17 protein-coding genes are annotated in these 16402 nt (G+C 61.2%); 14 read left to right on the top strand and 3 right to left on the bottom strand.

From position 1 onward, the window contains the following. Positions 1 to 164: 164 nt before the first annotated feature. A complete protein-coding gene (gene norR / locus ABRP30_RS23530; RefSeq protein WP_267818640.1) occupies positions 165 to 1709 on the bottom strand; it encodes a nitric oxide reductase transcriptional regulator NorR in 1545 nt (514 codons plus the stop codon). A gap of 155 nt (positions 1710 to 1864) precedes the next feature. On the opposite strand from norR, the gene hmpA reads away from it, so the two are divergent. From hmpA to ABRP30_RS23460, 14 genes are all read left to right on the top strand, one after another. Further along, a complete protein-coding gene (hmpA, locus tag ABRP30_RS23525) occupies positions 1865 to 3043 on the top strand; it encodes an NO-inducible flavohemoprotein (protein ID WP_267818638.1) in 1179 nt (392 codons plus the stop codon). A gap of 548 nt (positions 3044 to 3591) precedes the next feature. After that, entirely contained in the window at positions 3592 to 4098 is a 507-nt protein-coding gene (locus ABRP30_RS23520) for a disulfide bond formation protein B (RefSeq protein ID WP_039601973.1), read from the top strand. A 558-nt stretch (positions 4099 to 4656) separates the two neighbouring features. Then, complete coding sequence (gene cyoA / locus ABRP30_RS23515) at positions 4657 to 5601, top strand: ubiquinol oxidase subunit II (protein WP_241804144.1); 945 nt, start codon at positions 4657 to 4659, stop codon at positions 5599 to 5601. Between the two features lie 3 nt (positions 5602 to 5604). Beyond that, positions 5605 to 7623 (top strand): cytochrome o ubiquinol oxidase subunit I, encoded by a 2019-nt coding sequence (gene cyoB / locus ABRP30_RS23510; RefSeq protein WP_241804145.1) that lies wholly within the window; start codon positions 5605 to 5607, stop codon positions 7621 to 7623. A 3-nt stretch (positions 7624 to 7626) separates the two neighbouring features. Next, a complete protein-coding gene (gene cyoC, locus ABRP30_RS23505) occupies positions 7627 to 8250 on the top strand; it encodes a cytochrome o ubiquinol oxidase subunit III (protein ID WP_241804146.1) in 624 nt (207 codons plus the stop codon). After that, complete coding sequence (gene cyoD / locus ABRP30_RS23500) at positions 8250 to 8582, top strand: cytochrome o ubiquinol oxidase subunit IV (protein WP_012316180.1); 333 nt, start codon at positions 8250 to 8252, stop codon at positions 8580 to 8582. The genes cyoC and cyoD overlap by 1 nt, the downstream gene beginning before the upstream one ends. An 11-nt stretch (positions 8583 to 8593) precedes the next feature. Further along, a complete protein-coding gene (cyoE, locus tag ABRP30_RS23495) occupies positions 8594 to 9481 on the top strand; it encodes a heme o synthase (protein WP_267818635.1) in 888 nt (295 codons plus the stop codon). A gap of 299 nt (positions 9482 to 9780) precedes the next feature. Next, positions 9781 to 10989, top strand: coding sequence for an alanine transaminase (alaC, locus tag ABRP30_RS23490; protein ID WP_241804148.1), 1209 nt, complete (start codon positions 9781 to 9783; stop codon positions 10987 to 10989). A gap of 153 nt (positions 10990 to 11142) precedes the next feature. Then, on the top strand, positions 11143 to 11526 hold the full coding sequence (locus tag ABRP30_RS23485) for a YkgJ family cysteine cluster protein (protein WP_241804149.1): 384 nt from the start codon (positions 11143 to 11145) through the stop codon (positions 11524 to 11526). 361 nt (positions 11527 to 11887) lie between these two features. After that, on the top strand, positions 11888 to 12142 hold the full coding sequence (locus ABRP30_RS23480) for a hypothetical protein (RefSeq protein ID WP_267818632.1): 255 nt from the start codon (positions 11888 to 11890) through the stop codon (positions 12140 to 12142). Further along, entirely contained in the window at positions 12135 to 12386 is a 252-nt protein-coding gene (locus ABRP30_RS23475; protein ID WP_241804151.1) for a DUF3077 domain-containing protein, read from the top strand. Before ABRP30_RS23480 ends, ABRP30_RS23475 begins: the two co-directional genes overlap by 8 nt. A 153-nt stretch (positions 12387 to 12539) precedes the next feature. Further along, complete coding sequence (locus ABRP30_RS23470; protein WP_012316174.1) at positions 12540 to 13103, top strand: GNAT family N-acetyltransferase; 564 nt, start codon at positions 12540 to 12542, stop codon at positions 13101 to 13103. Continuing rightward, on the top strand, positions 13100 to 13639 hold the full coding sequence (locus ABRP30_RS23465; RefSeq protein ID WP_267818629.1) for a hypothetical protein: 540 nt from the start codon (positions 13100 to 13102) through the stop codon (positions 13637 to 13639). The genes ABRP30_RS23470 and ABRP30_RS23465 overlap by 4 nt, the downstream gene beginning before the upstream one ends. A gap of 19 nt (positions 13640 to 13658) precedes the next feature. Next, a complete protein-coding gene (locus tag ABRP30_RS23460) occupies positions 13659 to 14045 on the top strand; it encodes a lysozyme inhibitor LprI family protein (protein WP_267818627.1) in 387 nt (128 codons plus the stop codon). Positions 14046 to 14174: 129 nt separating this feature from the next. On the opposite strand, the gene mnmH is transcribed toward ABRP30_RS23460, so the two are convergent. After that, positions 14175 to 15272 (bottom strand): tRNA 2-selenouridine(34) synthase MnmH, encoded by a 1098-nt coding sequence (gene mnmH / locus ABRP30_RS23455; protein ID WP_267818625.1) that lies wholly within the window; start codon positions 15270 to 15272, stop codon positions 14175 to 14177. Next, positions 15272 to 16306, bottom strand: a complete 1035-nt coding sequence (selD, locus tag ABRP30_RS23450; protein ID WP_267818623.1) for a selenide, water dikinase SelD — start codon at positions 16304 to 16306, stop codon at positions 15272 to 15274. The genes mnmH and selD overlap by 1 nt, the downstream gene beginning before the upstream one ends. Positions 16307 to 16402 lie beyond the last annotated feature (96 nt).

The following is a 16402-nucleotide window of genomic DNA, read 5'->3' as shown; positions in this document are numbered from 1 at the left end:
CGGTGCACAGGGTCGGCGTAAGCGATCCTGCTGGTGCAACCGCTTGTGCAGTAGCACGCAGCCCGGTCGTCTAACGGTCCTGTTACCGGTGGTAAGGGAGATATAGCAGCCCAACGGAAAGCAACCAGAGGCTTTCTGGGTTAATCCTTTTGTACGAAACGCGTCTAGCGCAGGCCCAAGCGCCGCGCCAGGCGGTTCAAGTTGGCGCGGTCCAGGCCGAGCTCGCGGGCGGCGGCGGCCCAGTTGTCCTGATGGCGCTGCAGGCAGGCATCGATCACCTGGCGTTGGTAGCCGTCGACAGCCTCGCGCAAGCCACCTTCGGCCAGCGCCGGCGCCGGCAAGGGCGCGGGTGCCTGTACCACGCCCGCCTCGGTACGCAGGTCCAGGTCACTGGCTTGCAGTGTGAGAATGCGTGGCCGGTCCGGGTGCTGGCCCAGTGCCTTGAGGGCTGAGCGGCCGATCAGGTGTTCCAGTTCGCGCACGTTGCCGGGCCAGCCGTAAGCCAGGAGCGACGATTGCGCGTCGTTGCTCAGGCGCAGGCTGTTCAGGCCCAGGCGTGATCGATTCTGTTCGAGGAAGTACCCCGCCAACAGCAGCACATCACGCCCACGCTCGCGCAGGGGCGGAACCTGCAGCGGGTACACGCTCAGGCGGTGGTAGAAGTCGGCGCGGTAGTTGCCATTGCGCACCTCGGCGGCAAGGTCGCGATTGGTCGCTGCGATCAGGCGCACATCGACGGTGTGTTCGCGGTCTGAGCCCAGACGCTGCAGTTGCCCGCTTTGCAGTACCCGCAGCAGCTTCGCTTGAACCGCCAGCGGCAGTTCGCCCACTTCGTCGAGAAACAGCGTGCCGCCATTGGCCAGTTCGAACTTGCCGCGCCGCTCACCGTGGGCGCCGGTGAAGGCCCCGCGTACATGGCCGAACAGTTCGCTTTCCACCAGCGTGTCGGGCAGCGCGGCGCAGTTGAGGCTGATCAGTGGCTTGTGGGCACGGTGGCTGGCCTGGTGCAGGGCCTGGGCTACCAGTTCCTTGCCCACCCCGGTTTCACCGGTGATCAGCACCGTCAGGTCGCTGCCGCCGACCAGGCGTATTTCATCCAGCAGGCGCTTGTGCGCCGGGCTTTGGCCAATCAGCTCTTTGCCCTGGCCGCTGGCCTGGCGGTAGATCTCGGCGCGCTGGTGCTCATCCTCGGCGCGCAGGGCCAGGTGTTCGATGCGTTCGGCCACCGTGACCGTGGCCGCTGCCAGGCTGGCGAAAGCCTGCAGGGCATCGAGCTCCAGGCTCTGGAACTGGCCAGGGGTGAGGGCATCGAGCGTCACCAGGCCCCAGGGGCGCTCGTCGACCATCAGCGGGCAGCCCATGCAGTCATGCACGTGAAGGTCGACGTCGTGGGCATTGACCAGCCCGTCATAGGGGTCGGGCAACTGGGAATCGCTGGGGAAGCGCGTAGGCTCGGCGCGGCTGAGCAGCACCTGGAAGCGCGGATGCTCGCTCACTTTGAAGCGCCGGCCCAGGGTATCGGCAGACAGCCCGTCGACAGCCAGTGGCACCAGCCATTCGCCATCCAGCCGCAACAGCGCAGCGGCATCGCAGGGTAGCAGGCCGCGCATGGCTTGCAGCAGGCGGCGGTAGCGTTCCTGGTCGGGCAGGTCGCGGGACAGGTCGCTGACCAAGGGGAGCAGGGCGGTGAGCAACGGCTTTGCGGTCATAAGGACTCCTGTTGGTCTAAATGACTATACTCCGTGGCTGGTCTTTTTGACATCAAACAGTATAAGTGCTTGATTTTGATGGTATTAAAGTTTGGCACGAATACTGATACTGCACATGCAACCTTTCCAAGCCCCTGGTTCAGGAGTCGTTGCAAATGCTCAATGCCGAACAACGTGCAATCATCAAAGCCACCGTCCCGCTGCTGGAAACCGGTGGAGAAGCGCTGACCACCCACTTCTACCAGTTGATGCTCAGCGAGTACCCGCAGGTGCGCCCACTGTTCAACCAGGCCCATCAGGCCAGTGGCGACCAGCCGCGCGCCCTGGCCAATGGCGTGCTGATGTACGCCCGGCACATCGACCAGCTGGAACAGCTCGGCGGCCTGGTCGGCCAGATCATCAACAAGCACGTCGCCTTGCAGATCCTGCCGGAGCACTATCCGATCGTTGGCAGCTGCCTGTTGCGGGCCATCGAGGAAGTACTCGGTAAGGACATCGCCACTGCCGAGGTGATCGCTGCCTGGGGCGCGGCCTACGGGCAGTTGGCCGAGATCCTCATCGGCGCCGAGGAAGGCCTCTACAAACAGAAGGAAGCGGCCGTCGGTGGCTGGCGCGGTACCCGCGAATTCCGCTTGGTGCGCCGCGAGCAGGAAAGCAGCGAGATCGTTTCGTTCTACTTCGCTCCCGTGGACGGCAAACCGGTGCTCAAGGCTGAACCGGGCCAGTACATCGGCTTGCAGCTGTTCATCGACGGCGCCGAGCAGCGTCGCAATTATTCGCTGTCGGCGTTGTGCGATGGCAAGCAATACCGTATCAGCGTCAAGCGTGAGGCGGGCGGCAAGGTGTCCAATTACCTGCATCATGAAATGATGGTCGGTGACACACTGCAACTGTTTCCGCCGTCCGGCGACTTCACCCTTGCCAGCAGTGACAAGCCGCTGGTGCTGATCAGTGGTGGGGTGGGCATCACGCCGACCCTGGCGATGCTGGAGGCGGCCCTTCAGACCCAGCGCCCGGTGCACTTCATCCACTGTGCACGCAATGGTGCGGTGCATGCCTTCAGCGACTGGGTGGATGGGCTGGCCAAGCAGCATCCTCAACTCAAGCGCTTCTATTGCTATGCCGAGGATGATGGGTCGCGCGATGCCAATGCGGTTGGGCTGTTGAGCCAGGAGCTGTTGGCTGAATGGATGCCGAGTGAGCGTGATGTGGAGGCGTATTTCCTCGGGCCCAAGGGCTTCATGGCGGTGATCAAGCGCTACCTGGAAGCGCTGGGCGTGCCGCCGGAGCAGAGCCGCTATGAGTTCTTCGGGCCAGCGGCAGCCTTGGAATGATGTATTGACCGGGCTGCCCCCATCGCCGGCAAGCCGGCTCCCACCAGGATCGCGGTTGGCTTTGGGGCAGGGGGGTGCCTTCAAAGGCCTGCGCTGAGCTTGAGGGCAGTCCACTTTGTGGGAGCCGGCTTGCCGGCGATGGGGCCGGTACATCCGATGCAAGGCTCAAATGAACCCCCACAAAGGTCATCCCCGCTACAAACCTCCCCCCAGGCACGCTGCCGGTCTCAGGGCCGGCGGCGTATCGTCGATTGCTCATATAAAGGAAAGATGAACCGCGCCGGCCATCTTTCATCCTTAATCGTCCTTTAATCACTGTATCCTTCACTCCCGGGTGTCGAGGGGCTTGCCTCTGCGCGGCATCCGGGCAGCTGCTTTTTTACCGGCCGGCGTTGAACCGACGGCACGCCCGCCGGTCTCAAGCCCACTCCGGATAGCCCTCGCAGTGCTGTCTTGCCGCTTCCTCGACACGCTAACGGTCAGACCTGCGTGTAGAATCGCGCCAGGCAGGTGGACCACGCTGCCCCTATCCATCGAAGGAACCGGCAATGAACGAACAAACATCGCGCCTGAATCGGGAACGGCGCTTTCTGGTGCTACTGGGGGTGATCTGTCTCGCCCTGATCGGTGGCGCTTTGTACATGCAGGTGGTGCTCGGCGAAGCGCCCTGCCCGCTGTGCATCCTGCAACGCTATGCCCTGCTGTTCATCGCCGTGTTTGCCTTCATCGCCGCCGCGATGCCCGGGCGGCGCAGCCTCACGCTGTTCGAGGGGCTGGTGGTGCTTAGCGCAATTGGCGGAATCGTTGCGGCCGGCAACCATGTGTATATACTCGCCAACCCCATGGTCAGTTGCGGTATCGACACCCTGCAGCCGATCGTCGACGACCTGCCGCTGGCCAAGCTCTGGCCGCTCGCCTTCCAGGTCGACGGGTTCTGCAGCACGCCATACCCGCCGATCCTCGGCTTGTCCCTGGCGCAATGGGCATTGATGGCGTTCGTGCTGACGGCCATCCTGGTACCGCTGGGCATCTATCGCAACAGGCGCCAGCCTTAGACATAAGTCCCGATTTTGCTGTGGTCTTTTGCACCTACAGAGAAGAGGGAAAAGTCGCCCGCCGCTTGATCCAGATCAACCACAAAGCCTTGCAGGACGCGGGTTTGAGGCCTATCAAGCGGGGTGCGACAAACTGTCGCGAAGTTGAATTTCCAACCACTATTGTTACGCATTCTGTAAAAGACTGTTGCTCAATAAGTCATAGTCAAGGGTTGGCGACCTCACTACAATCGCCCCCAATTTCCGTTCGGCACTGCTTGCGAGTCGCAGGATTGAAGGAAGCCCCAGCGCTTTCTTTTGCTGACTTCGTCAAGTTTCGCCCAGCGGCGATACCGGGCGGATACCCCTCCGCGTTTTCCCGCACCAAACGGACTTGGTCTGAAGTACAGGCCTGTTGCCTACGAAACCATAAGCACCGCTAACACGCTTGAGCCAAGGTCCTGCAGTCGGGCCCCAGGCAGGAGCGTATTCGGGCGCGAAATGCCTCACTTGGCAGGACGAAGTGTTGGCTACCAAAACACAAATTGCATTGAAGCAAGCTGATCTAGAGGTCGTGAGATGAGTAAAAAGCGTTACCCCAGACTGTTTGGCATATTGCCCTTTTTAGGCATGCTTTTACTCAGCGGGTGCAACTGGACCCTGCTCGACCCGAAAGGTCAGGTCGGCATTGAGCAAAAGAACCTCATCCTCATTGCTACCGGCCTGATGCTGCTGGTGGTGATCCCGGTCATCATCATGACCGTGGCGTTCGCCTGGAAGTACCGTGCTTCCAACAAGGCGGCCACCTACACCCCAGATTGGTCGCACTCGACCAAGATCGAGGCTGCGGTGTGGATCATCCCGATCCTGATCATCATTGCCCTGGGTTATGTCACCTACAAGTCCACCCACAAGCTGGACCCCTACCGTCCACTGGATTCGGACGTGAAGCCGATTCAGATCGACGTGGTTGCACTGGACTGGAAGTGGCTGTTCATCTACCCGGAACAAGGCATCGCCACGGTCAACAAGATCGTCTTCCCGGCTAACACCCCGGTCAACTTCCGCGTCACCTCCGACGCCGTGATGAACTCATTCTTCATCCCGGGCCTGGGCGGCCAGATCTACGCCATGGCCGGCATGACCACCAAGCTGCACCTGATCGCCAACGAAAACGGCGTGTTTGACGGTATCAGCGCCAACTACAGCGGTGCTGGCTTCACCGGCATGAAATTCAAGGCCACTGCAACCTCCCAGGAAGACTTCGACAAGTGGGTCGCCGAGGTCAAGCAGTCGCCGAAGAAGCTGGACAAGGCCGAATACGACGCCTTGGCCAAACCAAGCGAAAACAACCCAGTCGCGCTGTATAGCGAGGCCTCGCCTGACCAGTTCCAGATCATCGTCGACAAGTACGAAGGCATGAACCGCGGTCGTCCGAGCCACGAAGAAGCAGGCAGCAAAGATCTGGCCACTACCAAGGGTGTGGAATCGAGTATGCAACCAGCTGCCGGTGCAGAGGAGTAAGAGATGTTCGGTAAATTAAGCCTGGAGGCGATACCCTATCACGAGCCGATAGTCATGGTGACGCTTGCCATGATCGCGCTCGGTGGTATCGCTGTCGTCGGTCTTATCACCTATTTCCGCAAGTGGACCTACTTGTGGACCGAGTGGCTGACCACGGTCGACCACAAGAAAATCGGGGTGATGTACATCATCGTCGCGATGGTCATGCTGCTGCGCGGCTTTGCCGACGCCATCATGATGCGTACCCAGCTGGCTGCTGCTACCGGCGGCTCCGAAGGCTACCTGCCGCCTGAACACTATGACCAGATCTTCACCGCGCACGGTGTGATCATGATCATCTTCATGGCGATGCCGTTCTTCACCGGCCTGATGAACCTGGCGGTTCCTCTGCAGATCGGTGCACGTGACGTTGCCTTCCCGTTCCTGAACTCCCTGAGCTTCTACCTGCTGCTGGCAGGCGTGCTGCTGGTCAACATCTCGCTGGGCGTTGGTGAATTCGCCAAGACCGGCTGGGTTGCCTATCCGCCACTCGCGGGCATTCAGTACAGCCCTGGGGTGGGTGTCGATTACTATATCTGGGCGCTACAGCTATCCGGATTGGGTACGACGCTTACCGGTGTGAACTTCCTCGTCACCGTGATGAAGATGCGCGCACCTGGCATGAAACTGATGGACATGCCGATCTTCACCTGGACCTGCACCTGGGCCAACGTGCTGATCGTCGCTTCCTTCCCGATCCTGACCGCTGCACTGGCACTGCTGACTGTTGACCGTTATCTGGACTTCCACATCTTCACCAACGAGCTTGGTGGGAACCCGATGATGTACGTCAACCTGTTCTGGGCGTGGGGTCACCCTGAGGTTTACATCCTGATCCTGCCGGCCTTCGGCGTGTTCTCGGAAGTGACTTCGACCTTCTCCGGCAAGCGTCTGTTCGGCCACCACTCGATGATCTACGCATCGGGCGCGATCGCCATCCTGGGCTTCGCCGTATGGCTGCACCACTTCTTCACCATGGGTGCCGGCGCCAGCGTCAACACCTTCTTCGGCCTGGCGACGATGCTGATCTCCATTCCGACCGGTGTGAAGTTGTTCAACTGGCTGTTCACCATGTACCAGGGCCGTGTGCGCTTCACCGCACCGATGATGTGGACCCTGGGCTTCATGATCACCTTCTCCATCGGTGGCATGACCGGCGTTCTGCTGGCTGTTCCAGGTGCTGACTTCGTGCTGCACAACAGCCTGTTCGTTATCGCCCACTTCCACAACGTGATCATCGGTGGTGCGGTGTTCGGCTACATTGCCGGCTTCGCCTTCTGGTTCCCGAAAGCCTTCGGCTTCACCCTGAACGAGAAGTGGGGCAAAGCTGCCTTCTGGTTCTGGATCTCGGGCTTCTACGTAGCGTTCATGCCGCTGTACGCCCTGGGCTTCATGGGCATGACCCGTCGTCTGAACCACTCCGACAACCCGCTGTGGGAACCCTACCTGTACGTTGCCGTCGCCGGCGCCGTGCTGATCCTGTTCGGTATCGCTTGCCAGCTGATCCAGATCTACGTTTCGGTCCGCGACCGCAACCAGAACCTGGACGTGACCGGCGACCCATGGGGCGGCCGTACCCTGGAATGGTCGACTTCGTCGCCACCTCCGTTCTACAACTTCGCTCACATGCCTGAGAAAGTTGGTCTGGACTGCTGGCACGAAGCCAAGGAAGCCGGTGTTGCGTACAAGGCTCCGGCCAAGTACGAAGCCATCCACATGCCGAGCAACACTGCTACCGGTCTGTTCATGGGCCTGTTCCTGACCGTCTTCGGCTTCGCCTTCATCTGGCACATCTGGTGGCTGGTGGGTGCGAGCCTGGTTGCGACCATCGCTGTCTTCGTTCGCCACGCTGCGCGTGACGACCAGGGCTACATGGTTCCGGCCGAAGAAGTGGCGCGCATCGAAGGCGAGCGCATGAAAGCGCTGGCCAAAGCAGGTGCTCTGCCTGCCGGCGCACGTGTCGAATCGTTTGAGCGGGTGTAATCAATGTCCAGTCAAGTAATCCACGGCGATGCTCATGGTCACGACCATGGGCACGACGATCACCACCACGACTCGGGCCAGATGACCGTACTCGGTTTCTGGCTGTACCTGATGACCGACTGCATCCTGTTTGCGTCGCTCTTCGCCACCTACGCGGTGCTGTCCGGCAGTTTTGCCGGCGGCCCGTCGGGTCATGACATCTTCCAGCTCGATTTCGTAGCTGTAGAAACACTGTTCCTGCTGCTGTCCTCGATCACCTTCGGCTTCGCCATGCTGAAGATGTTCGACGGCAAGAAAGCAGGCGTGCTGGGCTGGTTGGCAGTGACCTTCCTGTTCGGTGCTGCGTTCATCGCGATGGAAATCTACGAGTTCCATCACCTGATCGTTGAGGGCTACGGCCCGCAGCGCAGTGGCTTCCTGTCGGGCTTCTTCGCCCTGGTAGGCACCCACGGCCTGCACGTGACCGCCGGCCTGATCTGGATGGCAATCATGATGTACCAGATCAACAAGCACGGCATCACGCCGACCGCCAAGACCCGCATGAGCTGCCTGAGCCTGTTCTGGCACTTCCTGGACGTGGTCTGGATCTGCGTATTCACCGTCGTCTACCTGCTGGGGGTTCTGTAATGGCTAACGCACACGACACTCATCACGAAGGTAACCACGGTAGCGTGAAGTCCTACATGATCGGCTTTGTACTGTCGATCATCCTGACCGCGATCCCGTTCGGCCTGGTGATGTACCCGAGCTTGCCGAAGAACCTGACCGTCCTGATCGTGGTGGCCATGGCCGTCATCCAGGTGGTTGTGCACCTCGTGTACTTCCTGCACATGGACCGCTCGAAAGAGCAGCGTTCCAACGTGTCGACGTTCCTGTTCACCACCATGGTGATTGCACTGCTGGTCGGCCTGTCGCTGTGGATCATGTTCAGCATCCACTACGAAATGATGGCCAAGTGAGGTAAGACTGCATGTCCGTTAAGCACTTTATCCAAATCACCAAACCGGGGATCATTTTCGGTAACGTGCTTTCCGTGGCAGGCGGTTTCTTCCTTGCCTCGAAGGGCCATGTAGACTTCGCCCTGTTCCTGGCGGTGGTAATAGGTACGTCCCTGGTGGTTGCGTCCGGTTGCGTGTTCAACAACTGCATCGACCGCGACATCGATATCAAGATGGAACGCACCAAGAACCGCGTCATGGTCCAGGGCGGCATGTCGCTGACCCTCGCGCTGGTCTACGCCACCCTCCTCGGGATGGCGGGCTTCAGCCTGCTGTATGTCCAGGCCAACCCGCTGTCGGCGTTCTGCGCGCTGATCGGGTTCATCGTCTACGTCGGTTTCTACAGCCTCTGGCTGAAGCGCAAATCGGTGCACGGCACCTTGGTCGGCAGCCTGTCCGGTGCCATGCCTCCGGTGATCGGCTATTGCGCCGTCAGCAACAGCTTCGACCTGGCGGCAGTGACCCTGCTGGTGATGTTCAGCCTGTGGCAGATGCCGCACAGCTTCGCGATCGCAATCTTCCGCTTCAAGGATTACAGCGCCGCCAACATTCCGGTCCTGCCGGTGGCGCGCGGTATTCTTGCGGCCAAGAAGCAGATCGTGCTGTACGTGCTGGCATTCGTGCTCGCAACCCTGATGCTCACCCTCGGCGGTTACGCCGGCCTCGGCTACCTGGCCGTGGCAGCAGCCATGGGCCTGTACTGGCTGTACATGGCCTGGGGTGGTTACAAGGCCGAGGACGACAGCAAGTGGGCCCGCAAGGTATTTGGCTTCTCCATCCTCACCGTCACCGCCCTGAGCGTGATGATGTCGGTGGACAGCCAGACTGCAGCGGACGTGCTGATGACCTACGCGCGCTGATACAGTCGCCTGCAACATCGAAAACCCTGGCCTTGGTGCCAGGGTTTTTTTATGGGGGTCATTCAGTGCTGGCTTCTTCGGGGCGCAAACGGCAACCGTGTGAATGGCTTTAGCGTGGAAGAGGGCAGTGCAAACAATGAAAATCCTGGTAATTCAAAAAATAAGCCTGAAAAGTTCTAAGTAATCAGGAAATTATCCTTTACACGTACGCCTGATCGGCACTATCTTCTGAATCAGGCCGCCGCAGCGGCCAGCGTCGCTCGGACGGTTCCGGGCGCTTACGTTTCGTAGAGGAAACCATGGCCGACCAAGGTTCGCCGCGCCGCTTCGCGCGCATCGATCGTCTCCCCCCGTATGTCTTCAACATCACTGCCGAGCTCAAGATGGCTGCCCGCCGCCGTGGTGAGGACATCATCGACCTGAGCATGGGCAACCCTGATGGCGCGACGCCGCCGCACATCGTCGAGAAGCTGGTGCAGGTTGCCCAGCGTGAAGACACCCACGGCTATTCCACCTCGCGCGGCATCCCGCGCCTGCGTCGGGCCATTTCCAACTGGTACAAGCAGCGCTACGAGGTCGACATCGACCCGGACAGCGAAGCCATCGTCACCATCGGCTCCAAGGAAGGCCTGGCCCACCTGATGCTCGCCACGCTCGATCAAGGCGACACGGTGCTGGTACCCAACCCGAGCTACCCGATCCACATCTACGGCGCAGTGATCGCCGGTGCCCAGGTGCGTTCGGTGCCGCTGGTGCCCGGTGTCGACTTCTTCAACGAGCTGGAGCGGGCGATCCGCGAGTCCATCCCCAAGCCGAAGATGATGATCCTGGGCTTCCCGTCCAACCCCACTGCCCAGTGCGTGGAGCTGGACTTCTTCGAGCGCGTGGTGGCCTTGGCCAAGCAGTACGACGTGCTAGTGGTACACGACCTGGCCTACGCCGATATCGTCTACGACGGCTGGAAGGCGCCCTCGATCATGCAGGTGCCGGGGGCCAAGGACATTGCGGTGGAATTCTTCACCTTGTCCAAGAGCTACAACATGGCTGGCTGGCGGATCGGCTTCATGGTGGGCAACCCTGAGTTGGTCAGCGCCCTGGCGCGGATCAAGAGCTACCACGACTACGGCACCTTCACCCCGCTGCAGGTGGCGGCCATCGCCGCGCTGGAAGGCGACCAGCAATGCGTGCGCGACATCGCCGAACAGTACCGCCAGCGCCGCAACCTGCTGGTCAAAGGCCTGCACGAGCTGGGCTGGATGGTCGAGAACCCCAAGGCGTCGATGTATGTCTGGGCCAAGATCCCCGAGCAGTACGCCCACCTGGGGTCGCTGGAGTTTGCCAAGAAGCTGCTGGCTGAAGCCAAGGTGTGTGTTTCGCCGGGCATCGGTTTTGGCGATTACGGTGATGACCACGTGCGCTTCGCCCTGATCGAGAACCAGGACCGGATTCGCCAGGCGATCCGGGGCATCCGGCAGATGTTCCGGGCTGATGGCCTGAGCCGTAAATAGCGCAGTTTCAGGGGCCGCGATGCGGCCCCTGATGTTTGCCGGATCGGCGGCAAACTATTTTTCATTGCCCCTCTTCTCAGCCGACCTGGCTTCGATTACAAATGGCGCCGCGGGCCAGCCCCGATAACAATAACCTTCCCCTTCCGTGCCATCATGTCCGAATACAACCCTTGCCTTGACTGCGGCGCCTGCTGCGGGTACTTCCGTGTGTCCTTCTTCTGGGGCGAATGCCAGTCAGCCGGTGGCCTTGTGCCCGATGACCTGGTGGTGCAGATCAACCCAACCCGGGTAGCCATGATCGGCACCGATGCCAAACCCTGCCGTTGCGTCAGCCTCAAGGGCGAAATCGGCAGCGAAGTGGCGTGCACCATCTACGCCAACCGTTCCAGCCCTTGCCGTGAGTTCGAAGCATCGTGGGAGGGCGGCGTGCACAACCCCAGTTGCGACGATGCGCGTGCTGCTTATGGCCTGCCACCGCTGACGCCACCGGGGGCCAATGAGCCGCATTGGCCGGATGATGGGGCCGAGGTGGCTTGAGCCCTTTGCGGCGGCCTGCGGCGTAACTGCCGCAGGCCGTTGTAAGAAGTTTCTGAACCTGAAACCAAATGCTTCAGAAAGACGGGCTTGGCGAATTATCTTACGAGCCCTGTCGGATGCCGTCTGATAGGCAAGCCTGTACCTCATAGGTAACTTTTCGCGGTCGCTGTGGTTTGGCGACCGGGTGTGAGAAGCCTGTAGTTTGAGATCGCTTGCCAGATATGGCAGCTGTGCGCGTGCAGGCTTCGGTCTGGCCGTGGTGATCTCGGACACGGTCTTCTCACCTCGCGCATGGCTGCCACCCAATCTGTGAGAAGGATGTGAGTGGTTGCTTCTGAAACCTCTACCGAGAGAAGTGACTATGAAAAAGCTCGTTCCCGATCCACCTGACAGCTGCCCCATTCACTACATCACGATAATCGCCGACCTTTCCCTTGAAGACGCCAAGGCTCACGCCGCCGCGCTCATGGATAGCCTTTCGAGCACCATCGAGCTCTACCTCAGCACCGTGGGCGAAGACCAACGCAGGGTGGTGCTGGACAACATGGGCATCCTCACCGATCTTCTGCGGGCCCTTTTCAGCCACATGACCACGCTGGAGAGGGAGCATGAGTGATGACCTCAAAGCGCGAACCACGGCGGGTCGAGAGACCTTTCTCGGGCTGTATGCCATCCAGCCGGGCGTGCCGCTCGATCACGCGTTTGACGAACTTTCTGTTCTGCTAGGCTGCATTCGGCATTTGAGTGAGGAAGCGGAGATGGAGGGAAACCTCGTTGCCGGCAGCGCCGCGCGCATCCTGAGTGCCATGGCCAAGGCGCTGATCAATGACATGGAGGTAGGGTTGAACCGAGGTGCCTGAAGCGTGTTGGCCAAGGGTGCTGCAGCGCTCTTGAGAGTGGGCGCCGCCCGCGCGGCGCTCAGTCTCCGGCACAGCCTGATACGCCAGGCATGCCCCAGCCCTCGCACATGACGTTAAACTGTCATCTCCCCAGCAATGGACAGGAGATGCGGCGTGACCCCACCCCGAAGTTTCCCCACCGACCTCTGCCTCGACAGCCCGCGTCTGCAGCTGCGCCCGATGCGCCACGCCGATGCCCAGCAATGGCTGACGATCATGGCCGACCCCGAGGTCATGCGTTACTGGCACCATGCCCCCTGGCAGGACCTGGCCGAGGCACAAAGCGCCTTGGCTGCCGACCGGGAGGCCTATGCCAATGGTGACCAGCTCAAGCTGGGCATGTACCGCCGTGACACTGGCGAGCTGATTGGCATGGTCCAGCTGTTCAACATCGACGACACCTCCCGTCGTGGCGAGATTGGCTACTGCCTGGCCAGCGCGGTGCAGGGCAGGGGCTACATGGACGAGGCGCTGACCTGCTTCATCGACTACCTCGCCCATACCCTGCACATGCGTCGCCTGGAGGCAGAGATCGACCCCCGCAACAATGGTTCGGCACGCACGCTGGAGCGTCAGGGGTTCGTCCTTGAAGGCACATTGCGCGCACGCTGGTGCGTGGCGGGTGAGTTGTCTGACTCGGGCATTTACGGGTTGTTGCTCGAGCCACCTGTTGCATGACGGCTTTCTACGTCACCTTCAGCCTTGCCCTGTATTTGCTCGGCCTGTGTTTCGATGGCGCGCTGATGAGCGCCGGCAGGCACATGCCGGCCTTGCAGATGTTGCTGTACGGGCCTTGGGGTGTTCCGTTCGGTCTGTTCCAGTGGTTTGCCAACCCGCTGCTGGCCATCGCAGTCCTTGCCCACCGGCGTTTTCGGCGTTTGGCGCTGGTCGCCGGGTTGGCCGCGCTGTACCTGGCGGCCAGCAGTTTTGGCATCGAACGGCTGCCGGATAACATCAGCTATGCGTTTCAGGACCGCATTGGCTTTGGTGTTGGTTTTTACCTTTGGCTGGCATCTATCGTGGTGTTCTGCGCGGGGCAGGCATGGCATGTCTGGAAGGCGCAAGGCGCACAAGACATGCCGGGTTGGCGCTGGCTGGACGTTGCGTTGATTGCAGCACTGGCACTGGCGGTGTATGCCGCCACGCAAATGCCGTCGCTGCGTTTTGTGCCGGGCAAGGTACTGATGCCTCCCGAGCAGCCGCAGGCGTTTTGAAATTGACCAGGAGAGGGTGATGAACAAGCAGTTTTTGATGGGGTTGGGCTTGGCTTGCTGCATGCCTGTGGCGATGGCCGAGGACACCTCGCCGAGCTACACCCAGTGCATGGACAAGGCTTCCAGTACGGTGGCGATGAGCAGTTGCATCCAGGCCGAGACCCAGCTGCAGGACGCGCGGTTGAACCGGGCTTACAAACAACTGATGGGCAAGCTCGAGGCGGGGCCTAAGAAGAGCTTGCGCGATGTTCAGCGCCAGTGGATCGCTTACCGGGATGGCAACTGCAAATTCCACGTGCAAGCCAGCGGCGGCACGATGGCCCAGCTGGAGGGCGGGATGTGCATGATGGACATGACCCGCGAGCGGGCGGCAGAACTGGAGCGGGTGCTAAGCCCCGGGCAATGATGTTGCTCCTGCGGGCCCCATCGCTGGCAAGCCAGCTCCCACATGGATTGCGCCGGCTTTTAGAAATGCCTAGAAGCTGACGCGGTCCCTGTGGGAGCCGGCTTGCCGGCGATGGGCCGCAAAGCGGCCCTAGCGATGGCGAGCCTTGAGGTACTCGCGCACCTCCACAGCATCCCCTGCAAACTCGATACGGTCCGCCTTGGCATCACGCTGGTAGGCATACATCGGGTCGTAGTATTCCTTCAGCAACCCCTCGATCCACCCCCGGTGTAAATCGATACCCCCGGTGCGCTGCTGCTCATCCAGCGCCAGGCGCATGATCTCTGACAGGCGCTGACAGCGCTCGCCGCCCAGGCGCTTGTGGATGTTGCTCATGCTCTGTAACAGGCGCTCAGCGAACAGCCGGCGCCCGAGCTCTTCGCCATGGAGCGCGACGAATTCGGCGCACAGGTTAACCACGTAGTCACGCAGAATGCGTTCCACACGGTTTTCGAAGCTGTCCTCCAGCCATACCAATGGGTACTGCTGCATACCCTGGTACAGCTCCAGCGGCACGGTGCAGCTCCCGACGATACGGCCCTCGTCCTCCAGCACGAATTGCTCGATACCGCGGGCGCGTTTTTTCAGCACGTCGATGGCCAGCTTGTTCTCGAAATCGATCTGCGCCGGCTGCCCGGTGGCACGTTTGCCGAAGCTCGAACCTCGATGGTTGGCATGCCCTTCAAGGTCGATCACGTTGCTCAGTTGGTGCAGCACATCGGTCTTGCCAGTGCCGGTCAGGCCGCCGAGCAGAACGAAATCGCATTGCTCCACGGCCTGCTGGGTTGTTTCCAACAGGAACGTGCGCATGGCTTTATAGCCACCCTTGATACGCGGGTAGGCGATGCCGGCTTCGTCGCGCAGCCACTGCTGAACGATCAGCGAGCGCAGGCCGCCGCGGGCGCAGTACAGGTAGCCATCGGGGTGGGCCTTGGCAAAGCTGGCCCAGGCGTGCAGTCGCTCGCGCTTAATGGTGCCGCTGACCAGTTGATGGCCAAGGGTGATGGCGGCGGCCTGGCCCTGCTGCTTGTAGCAGGTACCGACCTTTTGCCGCTCCTGGTCGGTCATCAGCGGCAGATTGACCACGCCGGGGAAGGCGCCCTTGGCAAATTCGACGGGCGCACGCATGTCCATCATCGGCACATCGTCGAGGAACAACTGGCGGAAGTCGGTGCAGTCGTGGCGCATCAGTTCACCTCGACTGCGTGGCTCTGTCGCTCAGCCAGCAGGCCGATCGGCGCAAGGTCCAGGCCAAGTTCGGCGGCGACGGCAAGAAACGCCTGCTCGCCTTCGGGGGTGACCGCTACCAGCAGGCCGCCACTGGTTTGCGGGTCGCACAGCAGGTGCTTCTGATCGTCGGTCAGCGCACCGATTTTGTGCCCGTAGCTGTCGAAGTTGCGCAGAGTACCGCCGGGGATGCAGCCCTCGGCCATGTAGTGCTCGATGCCCGGCAGGCGCGGAACGGCGGCGTAGTCCAGGTGTGCGGTCAGCCCGCTGCCCTCTGCCAACTCGACCAGGTGGCCGAGCAGGCCGAAACCGGTCACGTCGGTCATCGCCTTGACACCGTCGAGCTTGCCAAAGCGGCTGCCGGGGGTGTTGAGCGTGCACATCCAGTCGCGGGCCAGGCCCTGGTCCTGGTCGCGCAGCTTGGCCTTTTTCTCGGCGGTGGTGAGGATGCCGATGCCCAAGGGCTTGGTCAGGTACAGGCGGCAACCCTCTGTCGCGGTGTCATTGCGCTTGAGGTGGCGCTTGCTGACCACGCCGGTGACAGCCAGGCCGAAGATCGGCTCGGGGGCATCGATCGAATGCCCGCCGGCCAGGGGGATGCCGGCTTCGGCGCACACGGCGCGGCCACCGCGAATAACTTCACGGGCCACTTCGGGCGGCAGCACGTTGACCGGCCAGCCGAGGATGGCGATGGCCATCAACGGGTCGCCGCCCATGGCGTAGATATCGCTGATGGCGTTGGTGGCGGCGATGCGGCCGAAGTCGTAGGGGTCATCGACGATGGGCATGAAAAAGTCGGTGGTGGAAACCACGCCGCGCTCATCATCCAGGGCGTACACGGCGGCATCATCGCGCGATGCGTTGCCGACCCACAGGTTCTGGTCATGGGCCTGGACGCCACTTTCGGCCAGGATCACATCCAGCACCTTGGGGGAGATCTTGCAGCCACAGCCAGCACCATGGCTGTATTGGGTCAGGCGAATCGGCTCGCTCATTACGCACCTCATTTTTCGTGATGGGCGATTGTAGCAAAGCTGGCCTTTGCGTCCGTGCCACTTATAATCCATCTCCGTCTGCCTATCGCTGACACT

The organism is Pseudomonas sp. WHRI 8519 (assembly GCF_040224055.2).
Lineage (GTDB): Bacteria > Pseudomonadota > Gammaproteobacteria > Pseudomonadales > Pseudomonadaceae > Aquipseudomonas > Aquipseudomonas putida_X.
The sequence above is the reverse complement of the archived record's forward strand: the minus strand, read 5'-3'. Positions and strand labels throughout refer to the sequence as shown.

What these genes read in the sequence shown, in the direction of transcription:
- norR (WP_267818640.1), bottom strand. Translation starts at nt 1,709, where the DNA reads ATGACCGCAAAGCCGTTGCTCACCGCCCTGCTCCCCTTGGTCAGCGAC.
- hmpA (WP_267818638.1), top strand. Translation starts at nt 1,865, where the DNA reads ATGCTCAATGCCGAACAACGTGCAATCATCAAAGCCACCGTCCCGCTG.
- ABRP30_RS23520 (WP_039601973.1), top strand. Translation starts at nt 3,592, where the DNA reads ATGAACGAACAAACATCGCGCCTGAATCGGGAACGGCGCTTTCTGGTG.
- cyoA (WP_241804144.1), top strand. Translation starts at nt 4,657, where the DNA reads ATGAGTAAAAAGCGTTACCCCAGACTGTTTGGCATATTGCCCTTTTTA.
- cyoB (WP_241804145.1), top strand. Translation starts at nt 5,605, where the DNA reads ATGTTCGGTAAATTAAGCCTGGAGGCGATACCCTATCACGAGCCGATA.
- cyoC (WP_241804146.1), top strand. Translation starts at nt 7,627, where the DNA reads ATGTCCAGTCAAGTAATCCACGGCGATGCTCATGGTCACGACCATGGG.
- cyoD (WP_012316180.1), top strand. Translation starts at nt 8,250, where the DNA reads ATGGCTAACGCACACGACACTCATCACGAAGGTAACCACGGTAGCGTG.
- cyoE (WP_267818635.1), top strand. Translation starts at nt 8,594, where the DNA reads ATGTCCGTTAAGCACTTTATCCAAATCACCAAACCGGGGATCATTTTC.
- alaC (WP_241804148.1), top strand. Translation starts at nt 9,781, where the DNA reads ATGGCCGACCAAGGTTCGCCGCGCCGCTTCGCGCGCATCGATCGTCTC.
- ABRP30_RS23485 (WP_241804149.1), top strand. Translation starts at nt 11,143, where the DNA reads ATGTCCGAATACAACCCTTGCCTTGACTGCGGCGCCTGCTGCGGGTAC.
- ABRP30_RS23480 (WP_267818632.1), top strand. Translation starts at nt 11,888, where the DNA reads ATGAAAAAGCTCGTTCCCGATCCACCTGACAGCTGCCCCATTCACTAC.
- ABRP30_RS23475 (WP_241804151.1), top strand. Translation starts at nt 12,135, where the DNA reads ATGAGTGATGACCTCAAAGCGCGAACCACGGCGGGTCGAGAGACCTTT.
- ABRP30_RS23465 (WP_267818629.1), top strand. Translation starts at nt 13,100, where the DNA reads ATGACGGCTTTCTACGTCACCTTCAGCCTTGCCCTGTATTTGCTCGGC.
- ABRP30_RS23460 (WP_267818627.1), top strand. Translation starts at nt 13,659, where the DNA reads ATGAACAAGCAGTTTTTGATGGGGTTGGGCTTGGCTTGCTGCATGCCT.
- mnmH (WP_267818625.1), bottom strand. Translation starts at nt 15,272, where the DNA reads ATGCGCCACGACTGCACCGACTTCCGCCAGTTGTTCCTCGACGATGTG.
- selD (WP_267818623.1), bottom strand. Translation starts at nt 16,306, where the DNA reads ATGAGCGAGCCGATTCGCCTGACCCAATACAGCCATGGTGCTGGCTGT.